Origin of the sequence: uncultured Fibrobacter sp., from assembly GCF_937877005.1 — a bacterium.
Classification (GTDB): Bacteria; Fibrobacterota; Fibrobacteria; order Fibrobacterales; family Fibrobacteraceae; genus Fibrobacter.
On record NZ_CALEFV010000232.1, the window covers coordinates 1 to 10,557 of the forward strand.

The following is a 10,557-nucleotide window of genomic DNA, read 5'->3' on the forward strand; positions in this document are numbered from 1 at the left end:
TCGTCGGCCTTGAACGTTCCGTTGGTGGTCCATACCTTGTGCCACAAGTCGTAAATGAGCTTGGCAGCGGGCTTTTCGCGGCCGTCCATGGCGACGATACCGCCGTTTTTCACCCAGTGGCGGCCATCCCAGAAGCCCCACAGGATAATGCCTTCGACCGCCGGGTGACTGAATGCGATGCGCAGGAACATTTCGTAGCGCTTGGCCTGTTCTTCTTCGCCGAAGTACATGCCCTTCTGCCAATCGCCAAAGTCAAGTTCCGTGACCTTGATCGGGAGACCCAGCGAACCGAGCCTGTCGAGGCGCGCCTTGATGAATGCCGGATTCAGCTGGCGGTCGCCAAAGTGGCACTGCACGCCGATACCATGCACAGGAACCTTGCGTTCGAGCATACCCTTCACGATATCATACAGGCGTTCCGTTTCGCCGGCAGACACCACATTGTATTCGTTGATGAAAAGTCGTGCATCGGGGTCGGCGCGGTGAGCCCATACATGGGCGCTATCCAGCAGGTCCCAGCCGCACTTGTTAAAGATAAACGGTTCGTGGAAGGCTTCGTTCCACACGTCGTATTCCTTGATGCGGCCCTTGTATTCCTTGACATCGCGCTCGATACGCGCCTTGATCTTGTTCGAAATGTCCTTGCAGCTGCCCTGGTTGCTGAAATGCTTGTCAAAGCCATAGCCCTGATGGCCCCACACCAGCGTATGCGCACGGAAGCCCCACTTGTAGTCGTTCACGTAATCCAGGTACTGCTTGAACTCGTCGCGGCGGATCTTGCCCTTCTTGGGTTCGTATTCCGGCCACTTGAACTGGTTTTCGGGAACACCGTACCAGAAGTACTTATTGGCAGTCTTCCTATACCAAGTTTCAACGCTGTCCTTGCTGGGGTAAAGGGCAAGAGCCGTACCGAAGGGGAATGCATGGCGCATGAGCTCTACCTTCACCTGTGCACCCGGGGCGGCCTTCACCGTCAAATCCTTCTTGCGCAAGCTATCGATGCGTGTCGCGGAGTTATTGTACCAGGACATGTCATCCATGCCCTCGACCTTCTCGATCTCGACATCGTCCATCTGCATCCAGCCCTTGGCTAGGCCCACATGAAACGTGACGTTGTTGAGGCCGTAACCCTTCTGGTCGGCAAGGAAGGTCATGGAATAAGTCTTCCATTCGTTCGTAAGCATGAACGAGGCGCTTTCCTTCTGTCGCCAGTCGGGAGCGCCCCCCTGCACGATAGCGTTAATCGGCATGTTGCCCTTCGCCTTGAAGGTCAGCGTGTAGTAAGCGGAATCGGCAAGCCACTTGGGCGGCTGCAGCTGCAGTCCCCATGACGGATTCGGAAGTTCGGTCACCGTAATCTTCACACCTTCGCTGCCGTCGACGCCGAACCCTTTCTCGCCGAGCTTACTTTCGTACTTGGCAGGGCCATCGGGGTTGTTCCAAATGTACCAGCCACCGTCGCCGTAGGACAAGTCGCCGTTAGTGAGCAGAGGAGCAGCCGACAGGGCCGTGGCACCCAGGGCACAAGCAGTCAAAAATTTCTTAAGCATAATTATTTCTCGCTAGGTTTAATGTCCAATTACGAAAATACCTTGATTTTCAATAGGAAGATACAAAAAAAGCGGTCATTTCGTTTACCGCTGTATCAAGTGTTATTGCCTTTGGAAATCAATCGTTCCTGCAAAACCTCTAGAACTGCACCTTCGAAATTTCCTTGCCCGAAATGGAACCATTCGCAAACACGATTCCCTTCGTATTTTCGAATACCTGCCTAGATGTCTTCTTGTTTCTCAAGCGTTCCCTAATTGACGACTTCTTGACTTTGTCCTGATCCACCCAGATGATAAGGCTATCGGTCAAGATAATCGCACGCGCCGACACGATATCGTCAAACTTGTTCTTCTTTTTCCCGTAAAGTTCGAAATCCATCTGCAGCTTTCCGAAATCAGATAATCATATACGCCCTGGTTGCCTCTCCTGAAGAAATGCCTGAACACCTCCTCCTTGGCCTTTGCGTAATCTTCCACCAATTCCTTCATCGGAATCTTTTCGATAAAGGCCAACGCCTGGTCTGCCAGGGCCCAGCTTTCGTAATACGACAATCAAAATCAACAATCTATTAACAATTTACGCCTTATTGGATATTTCACACGGCCGAAAGTTTATAGATTGCACAGAAAAGCGTAAGTCGGTGTCAATCACGACGTAACCTGCATCACGCGTTTACATCCGTAAAATTATTCGATGCTTACTTTGTGTTCTGTGAAAAGTCAAAAATGTATTTTGAAGCCATGAATTCACACGAACTGCAAGTAGTAAAGCAAATCGTACTCCTAATAGCAATCGCGCTGCTACTAGGATTCATATACGGCTAATGTCATTATTGCTAGCCGAAACTAGTTGTTCGGCTTGAGACCGGCTTCTTCGAAGATAGCCTTATTCTTAGGATCGGGTACTGCGGAGGCAGTCATCCAATTGTATTCGGCAATACCGGCCAGACCGATGCGTGCGCAGAGCTGGTCGCGCGCCACGTTATAGGCATTCAGGATCTGAACCTTCTCGATGTCGTTAGCCTGGTCGATTTTTTTGGACCAGGTCACGCCGAGTTCCACTAGAGCGGCACTCGCCTTCACGTAGAGCTTTGCCTTATCCAGGGAAATCGCTGTCGTGGCAGGGGCGGTAAACTGCTCTACCGTGACGATAGGAACAGCCTTGGGCTTCGGTGCCTGCAGCTGGTTGATTTCGGGAACATTTTCCTCGTCCTTGTCACAGGAGACAAGGCTCGGGGCTACGAAAAAAGAGGCGATCATCAATAACGCCACTTTTAGGATTCGTCTTGACATATCAGCCTCTTTTCAAAATACTAGCGGCTTGTGGGCTCGAACCACAGACCTGCGGATTATGATTCCGACGCTCTACCAACTGAGCTAAGCCGCCAAATTTTCACCAAATTTAGTCAAATCAAATCAGAAATTCAAGGGGTCATTTAAAATAAACTTCAGTTTCTACAAAATTTTTTCCCCATTTGATCAGCTGCCAACCCGGTGCGGAACTTTGCAGCGTGAAATAGGGAGTGTTCGGATCGATCTGCAGCTGAGTCGCCGGCGCCACGTGCACAATCTGCCTGCCCATGTTCACTTCGAACTTTGCGTGATAATGTCCGACATAGATGTGCGTGAGGTTCTCGATACCGGCAAGGGCTTCCTGAACTTCCACCATGTTCTTCATGTGGTAGCGCAAGTCCATGAAACGGTGTCCGCAGAAGCAGGGCGGATGATGCACGAACAGCAAAATTTCGTCATCGACCTTGGCGGCTTCCGACTTGAGCCAGTCCAGCTGTTCCCGTGAAACCTCGCCACAGGCGCTATCCAGGAAAAAGATACTCCTTCCTGCAAGATCATAACGGTAGTAGCACTTGCCATCGTGAACTTTTCCCGAAAAGTCGAAGAACTTTTCCATCACCTCAATTCGGTCATGGTTTCCGGGAATGATGCAATACGGCTTGTTATATTCTTTCATGACATCCGCGATGAACTTGTAGGCGCCAGGTTCGGCATCCTCGTTAGCAAGGTCACCAGAAAGAACCAGAAGGTCCAAACCCTGCATCGACTTGGACTGCAGCGCTTTCAGAAAATTAGCGCGGACATCGATGCCCTGCACCAAGTTTTCGTCTTCTCCGATGTGGATATCGGATATCTGGCCTATCTTTAGAATTGTGGATGACATTTTGTCTGTATAATATAACTATTATATTAATTTATTAATTAATTTTTTTGGTTTTTATTTGTTAATGTGACCAAAATCATTGAAAAAAAGAGATTATTCCACTATTTTCAATGGTTTTCCGTTCACTCGCTGTGATTTAGCATTGAAAACATCACTTCAACATCTATGAACATTGAAAAAAGTGAATAAGTTCGGAATTTTCAACATTTTTCATCAATAGACTTAACTTTCCAACTTTCTATCAGTCATTGACTTATGTTTCTTCCTGTTCAAACTTATTCACTATTCACCGTATCAATATCCATTACTATATATATAAATAAATAGATATTATTGATATAGGTGTGGGTTTTGCTCTATGACTAGTTATTCGCCTCTTTCGACGATGCAGCAGACTTCTCGACAGGAGTCTTGAGACCCATCTGGCAGTTTCCCTGGAATATGGCGCCTTCCTGGATAATGAGCTGCTTGGTCTTGATATTGCCAACGAACTGGGAAGAACTTTCAAGAATGAGCTTTTCGGCGACGTCGATGTTTCCCTTGACCATGCCGGCAACGACTGCCGTAGTGGTCTTGATTTCAGCTTCTACCATTCCCTGGCGTTCAACGATGAGCTCGCCTTCGATGGAGATGCTACCGTTGATGGTGCCGGCGACGCGGACATCGCTCTTGCCGCTGATATCGCCCTTGATGGTCACGCTGTGGCCGATCTGCGTAATTTCCTGTTCCTTAGTAGCCATTTTTCATTTTCCTCTTGTTAGTGTTAATAGTTGATGAACAGCTCGGGGTCCATTTCCCTGCCTTCCCGGGTAATGGTATAGTGCAAGTGCGGGGCGCTGCTGTTTCCGGTACTTCCGACCGTTCCGATAATTTCGCCCTTGCCCACGTTTCGTCCCTTGCGAGTCCGTATATCCTTGAGATGTGAATAGCTGGTCACGTAACCGTTCTGGTGGTTGATGATCACCGTGTTTCCGAGTTCATCCTTTTGACCGGCGAATTCCACGATGCCGCTACCCGATGCGAAGACGGGATCACCGGGCTGGGCTGAAAAGTCCGTTCCCAGGTGGCCATTTTCCTCGCTGAATTTCTTGCTCACGATACCCACTACCGGTATCACGTTCGGAACATGTTCCAGCCTAATCTTTTCTTCGGGTGGTTTCCAGCCGTGAATTCCTTCGTAATCCACGTCGATTTTCTGCGATGGCGTGTGTGCGAAGCGGTTCTTGTCTATAAGGCTGTTGACCTTGTTGGAATCGTTCTCTACGAAGGTGCCCAGGATATTCTGGATGCGTTCTTCAAGGACCCACAGCGAATCGATACGGAGAAACAGTTCCTCGTAGTTCGCGTTCTGCTTTACGAGCTGCGCGTTGGTCATTCGCATTTTTTCGTACTTGACGAGCGTGCGCCCTATGCGACCCATGTTGAATATGGCAATGCCGAGCACAACTATCAACACCACGAGGAAAACCTTGAGAAAGAAGAACCACTTTGTTGATACGCGGAACTTCTTGATTTCCTTGGAATCCTCGGGGATTATCTGTACGGTATAGTACTTGCCTTTCATGCGAATCTACCGATTTTCCATGAGTTCCTGGATTCGTGTGAGGTCGTCCATGGAATAGTAGTTGATGACGATGGTGCCCTTGCTTTCGTTCGAGGCGCTCGGGTTAAGCTGTACCTTGGTACCGAAGAAAGTTTCGAGTCGGGACTCGAACTGCTTCATGTCGGCGCTGAGTTCGGGCTTCGGCTTTGCGGTAGTGTCCGGCTTGTCGGCGTGGACTTCCGGCTGTTCGTCGGCTTCCGGAATATCCCCTTCGCCTTCTTTCGTCTGGTTTATATCTTCGCCGCGGGCAATCGCCTCGATCTGCCGCACGTTCAGACCTTCCTCGATGATGCGTCTTGCAAGCGTTTCGGCATCCTGGATCTTGTCGCTACAGAGGGCACGGGCGGCGCCTCCGGCAATCTTGCCTTCTTCGATCCACACCAGGACCTGCTCTGGAAGCTTGAGCAGACGGAGGGCGTTCGTGATGGCGGAGCGGGACTTGCCCACAATTTTCGACAAGTCTTCGTGCGTGTAGTTGTGGTTATCGATCAGCTGTTGATAGGAACGTGCAATTTCGACCGGATTCAGGTCGACACGCTGGATATTTTCGATGAGGGCCCATTCGGCCATCGTCTTGTCGTCCAGGTTCTCGTAAACCTGGGCCTTGATGGTCGGGAGTCCGGCTAGCTTCGTTGCACGGGTACGGCGTTCGCCGCTGATGATCTGGTAGCGATCGCCCAGCTTGCGGACGATGATAGGTTGAAGCAGTCCGTGCTTTTCGATGGTGTCAGCGAGTTCGACAAGTTCATTGTCGCTGAATACCTTGCGCGGCTGATACGGGTTCGGGTCGACCAGATCGACATTGATTTCCACTATTTTCTGGGAATTGTCAACAGCGGAAGAATTTTCGGCGTTATTCTCGTCCGATTGTGAATTGGACTGTTGAATTTCTGCTGCGGCTGGTGCGGAGTGATCCTTGAGGATATCGGAAAGGCTGCGACCTAGTGCGAAAGATTTTTTTCCCATTACTTGCTACCCTTATTTAAAATTTCTTCTGCCAGTTTCATATATGCCTGTGCGCCAGCACTCTGTACGTCGTACAGGATGGCGGGCTTTCCGTGGCTGGGCGCTTCCGAAAGTTTCACGTTTCTCGGAATCATCGCCTGGAAAACGGTGTCGCTCAGGTTTTCGCGTACTTCTTCGGCCACCTGCTTGCTTAGACTGAGTCGTGAGTCGTACATGGTGAGCAGGGCGCCTTCGATTTTTAGGCCAGCGTTCAGGTTCTTCTGTACTTCGCGGATGGTCCTGAAAAGTTCGGTCATTCCCTGCAGGGCGTAGTATTCGCACTGTACCGGGATCAGCACGCTGGTTGCGGCAGTCAGTACGTTTAGGGTAAGGAGGTTCAGGCTCGGCGGGGCATCGATGATGATAAATTCGAATGCCTGTTTCAGCACGTTCATGACTCGTTCGAGGCGGCGTTCGCGGCTCATGGCGTTCACCAGTTCGATTTCCATGACGGCGAGATCTGGGCCGGAGGTGATGACCTTGAGGTAATCGAGGCTCGTATCGAGGATTGCTTCCTTGATGTTGTCGTAGGTGACATTATCCGGATTTTCGGCCATGTTCAGGATTTCGTGGATATCCACATCCTGCATCTCGTTATAGCCAAGACCCTGGGAGGCGTTACCCTGTGGATCCATGTCGATCAGGAGAGTCTTCTTCTCCAGTGCGGCAAAACTTGCAGCCAGGTTCACGGCCGTCGTGGTCTTGCCCACGCCGCCCTTCTGGTTGCATACTGCTATCACTTTACTCATTCGTTACCTCGAGTGACTAAGGCATAAACTTGTTCTTCCTGGGGTAGTGCATATTTGTGTATGTATACTGCCGGATCGTTTTCCAAGTGAACAATATTGTTGAAACTTTTCAGCGTGATGAATTTACCGCCACGCTTGAGTCCCGGCTGGGCGCGTTCCCAGTCGTTTTCGAAAGTCGAAAGGGCGCGGCAACTCACAAAATCCAGGTAGGCAAGTCCCGAAGTTTCGAAACGCTTGCCCACGACGGTCAGGTTCTTGAGACCAAGTTTTTCTTTGGCGTAGTTCATGAACTCCACGCGCATGTGGCGGGGTTCGACGGCAAAGAATTCTACTTCGGGCATTACGATGGCGAGCGGGAAAATCGGGCAACCTGCCCCCGCACCCATATCGGCCCACTTGACACCGGGCTGAATATCCTTCACTATATATATATAGGGCATCAGCGAGTCGGCGATGTGGCGGCTGAGGAATTTTTCGGAGTCCTTTGCCGAAATCAGGTTGCCGAACTGCTTGGTATTCACCACCAAGTCCGCAAAATCGTAAAGCTTGCCCAGAACATTTTCGGACAGCTGCACACCATGTTCTTGCAAGAACTGGTTCAAGAGATTCTGCTGATTTTTGTTTTCTCTGTAATTCAATGAAAACCTAAAAAAATGTTCCACGTGGAACGTTAGCGAGGTGAGCGCAGCGAAAAATACATTAGGTATTTTTCATTGCCGAACCGAAGCAAGTTGGCTCCGAAGGAGCAAACAATGATTGCGAAGCAATCTAACGTCCACGAGATAATTTAGTATTATGAAATGTGAATACAAGAAAAAAGGGCTTGCGCCCTTTCACTTTTTAAAAATATCCGTGGATAAGTTTTTGATAAATGTTGAAATGATGTGAAAATAAATATTAGTTGTGTTTCACATGGAACATTAGCGAGGAGAATGCAACGAAAATAAACTTGTTTATTTTCATTGCTGAACCGAAGCAAGTTGGCTCCGAAGGAGCAAACTTTATTTTAGGAATTCCACCGTGTATTTTCCCTGTGCGGGGCGGCCGAGGAGGTCGAAGTGTTTGGCCTTTTCGGGGATGAATGTCGGATGGTTTTTGCGGAGGATCGAGGTGGTAGAATTGGGGTTGACCATAATATAGAACATCTTTTCCTCGCTGTTTTTGTTCGACACGACGAATCCGGTTTCGGTATTTGTTATAATCTGCTGGGTAGTGCTGGAAGTGGAATCGTAGGAGGTTATGATGCAGGTATTTCCGTCATTGGGGTCTGGGGTTATGAAGGAACTTTGTTCCTTTTGGAGGGTGTTTTCGGATTGGTCCCATACTTCCCTATAAAGGGTGTCGTTTCGCAAGTATACAATTCCTATATAGTCAACCTTCGGTTCATCGGAGATCGCGGGACTATAGACATAGGTCAGGGAAGAATCCATTCCTATGAAATAGGTTTCTTCCTGGATGATTTGGTCGTTGTAATAGGTAGTTGTCTTGATGTTTTTTTCGGATTTTTCCTGAACCGTCTTTTGACGAATTGTTGAACAATTGTAAGTGCCCTCTAGCTCTACGCACCGGACGATGCTATCCAGGTTGCTCCCTGTATAGTGGTATTTCATGGAGGCGTAGTAAGTAAAATCGTGAGCGTAGTTTTCGATGTAGGCGCTGTCTGCTAAATATTTATTTGTGGCGCTGGATGTTAAAGATATCTGGAGCATGTCTCGGCAGTTGATTGCGAAGGCGTTCAATGCGAGAATGGAGAAAATGAGGATTAGTTTTTTCATATGGGAAAATATAATAAAAAATGTTTGGACACTTCGTGTCCGACATGCTCATACTTGGTCATAAAATATGCAAGCATATTTTGCGACACTCGTAATCGCATGTTTGGCCTTTGGCTTCGCCAAAGACCGACATCCTGGGGCTCAGCAATGCCCATACAAGTATGGACGCTGCATTCGTCCTGCGGATGTTTCATGTGAAACATAAAAAGTCTCCTTTAAGGAGACCTTTTAGATATTATCGATTAACTTTTATGAAGTACTTGCTGTTGGCGGGGCGGCCGAGGAGGTCGAAGTGCTTGGCCTTTTCGGGGATAATTGTTGGACGGATTTTTCGCTGGAACGAGGTGATGGAATTTCCACTGATAGGAACCATGAATGTGATAAGGACTTTACCACCATCCAGATGAGTCCTCTTTTGGATAAGGGTGTCTCCCCTAGTCTCATACTCATATGTCATCCAAACATTATTGTCTCTATCTTTATCGTAGCACTTATTTTCGTTATCCGTGTCTTTAACAATTATTTGTTCACCATGATCTCTGTGGAGAGTGTCATTCTTAATATAGATGGTGTCATCTTCTACACCTTCTTTATAGTATAGGGAATCTTTATCGAAAAAAATGAAATATTCTGAATCGATTTCGCCGTCGTCCAAGATGGTATATTTCTTTAGGTCGCCTTCTTGCGTAACAGTGGCGGTCCTATTCATGAGGTTTACTCTGTTTTCCCATTCTTCGGAGTCATTAGATTTACCATATTCGATGACACTATCCAGGTGGTTTCCGGTCCAGTAGTCTTTAGAAATATAGATGGAAGAACCTTTATCGACGTACATGCTGTCTGTGCGGAGTCCTTCGTAGTCCTCGCCGTAGATGGTGTACTGCATTACATAGGCGTTGAATGTTGCCCGAATGCAGTCAACGGCGAAAACATTTAATGCGAGAATGGAGAGAATAAGGATAATCTTTTTCATATGAGAAAATATAAAAAAAATGTTTGGTATTTGTTCCACGTGAAACATGCGATAGCGAGTGTTGCGACGAAATACTTGTATTTCGGCATAACCGAGCATGAGCATGTCGGACTTTGGCTTTGCCAAAGTCCCAACATAGCGAGGTGAGTGTCGCAGAACAAACTTGTTTGTTCTATGACCGAGGCGATTAAGGTCGGACTTTGGCTTTGCCAAAGTCCCAACATGACACAAAGTGTCAAGGGGATGGATGTATATTTAACTATAGAACCTTTTCAGGAAGGCTTTCTATGTGCAGCGGTTGCTGTTCCCTTATTGCTGCAATTTTTTTGGTCTCGTTATTTATGATATGGCGCTAGACCGTTATCTCGATGCGGTTGCCTTCGGGGTCGAGGACAACACTTTCGTAATACCCGTCGCCGGTAGTTCGGGGTTCCCCTATCACCTGGATTCCGTCGTCAGACATTTGCCGGGTGAGTCGGTCTACCTCTTCTTTTGAACCGACCGAAAAGGAAAGATGGGCAAAACCGAGATGTTCTTCATTTGCGTTACCTGTTGTTAGACAGATGTCGGGGCGGTGCATCACCTCCAAACGGGCTCCACTTTCGAAGGTGACGAATCGGCTGGTGAACTGCTTTGCCGGATTATGATAAATCGGGTGAACTACCCCACCAAAATACTTTCGGTAGAATTCGCAGACCTTGTCGATGTCTTTTACCCAGATGGCGA

The 10,557-nt window shown here is 48.3% G+C and carries 12 protein-coding genes and 1 tRNA gene; all 13 read right to left on the reverse strand.

Annotated elements, in window-relative coordinates; all coding sequences use genetic code 11:
- Nucleotides 1-1,550, reverse strand: a 1,550-nt coding sequence (locus Q0628_RS10225) for an endo-1,4-beta-xylanase (protein WP_298770708.1), incomplete at its 3' end; no start/stop codon positions are given.
- 139 nt (nt 1,551-1,689) lie between these two features.
- Nucleotides 1,690-1,929, reverse strand: a complete 240-nt coding sequence (locus Q0628_RS10230; RefSeq protein ID WP_298770710.1) for a hypothetical protein — start codon at nt 1,927-1,929, stop codon at nt 1,690-1,692.
- A 467-nt stretch (nt 1,930-2,396) separates the two neighbouring features.
- On the reverse strand, nt 2,397-2,843 hold the full coding sequence (locus Q0628_RS10235) for a hypothetical protein (protein WP_298770712.1): 447 nt from the start codon (nt 2,841-2,843) through the stop codon (nt 2,397-2,399).
- Between the two features lie 21 nt (nt 2,844-2,864).
- Nucleotides 2,865-2,937, reverse strand: a tRNA-Met gene (locus tag Q0628_RS10240).
- A 45-nt stretch (nt 2,938-2,982) separates the two neighbouring features.
- A complete protein-coding gene (locus tag Q0628_RS10245; protein ID WP_298770714.1) occupies nt 2,983-3,726 on the reverse strand; it encodes a metallophosphoesterase in 744 nt (247 codons plus the stop codon).
- Between the two features lie 362 nt (nt 3,727-4,088).
- A complete protein-coding gene (locus Q0628_RS10250) occupies nt 4,089-4,466 on the reverse strand; it encodes a polymer-forming cytoskeletal protein (protein ID WP_298770716.1) in 378 nt (125 codons plus the stop codon).
- A gap of 23 nt (nt 4,467-4,489) precedes the next feature.
- Nucleotides 4,490-5,290: a M23 family metallopeptidase gene (locus Q0628_RS10255; protein ID WP_298770718.1), complete on the reverse strand. Its 801-nt coding sequence runs from the start codon at nt 5,288-5,290 to the stop codon at nt 4,490-4,492.
- Nucleotides 5,291-5,296: 6 nt separating this feature from the next.
- Nucleotides 5,297-6,295 carry a ParB/RepB/Spo0J family partition protein gene (locus tag Q0628_RS10260; RefSeq protein ID WP_298770720.1) on the reverse strand — a complete coding sequence of 333 codons (999 nt, stop codon included), beginning with the start codon at nt 6,293-6,295 and terminating at the stop codon, nt 5,297-5,299.
- Nucleotides 6,295-7,083 carry a ParA family protein gene (locus Q0628_RS10265; RefSeq protein ID WP_298770721.1) on the reverse strand — a complete coding sequence of 263 codons (789 nt, stop codon included), beginning with the start codon at nt 7,081-7,083 and terminating at the stop codon, nt 6,295-6,297. Before Q0628_RS10265 ends, Q0628_RS10260 begins: the two co-directional genes overlap by 1 nt.
- Complete coding sequence (locus tag Q0628_RS10270; protein WP_298770723.1) at nt 7,080-7,721, reverse strand: RsmG family class I SAM-dependent methyltransferase; 642 nt, start codon at nt 7,719-7,721, stop codon at nt 7,080-7,082. Before Q0628_RS10270 ends, Q0628_RS10265 begins: the two co-directional genes overlap by 4 nt.
- A gap of 363 nt (nt 7,722-8,084) precedes the next feature.
- On the reverse strand, nt 8,085-8,858 hold the full coding sequence (locus Q0628_RS10275) for a hypothetical protein (RefSeq protein ID WP_298770725.1): 774 nt from the start codon (nt 8,856-8,858) through the stop codon (nt 8,085-8,087).
- A gap of 235 nt (nt 8,859-9,093) precedes the next feature.
- The gene (locus tag Q0628_RS10280; RefSeq protein ID WP_298770728.1) at nt 9,094-9,831 is read right to left on the reverse strand and encodes a hypothetical protein; all 738 of its coding nucleotides are present in this window, start codon (nt 9,829-9,831) and stop codon (nt 9,094-9,096) included.
- Nucleotides 9,832-10,183: 352 nt separating this feature from the next.
- The coding region (locus tag Q0628_RS10285) for a VOC family protein (RefSeq protein WP_298770730.1) at nt 10,184-10,557 on the reverse strand (374 nt) is incomplete at its 5' end.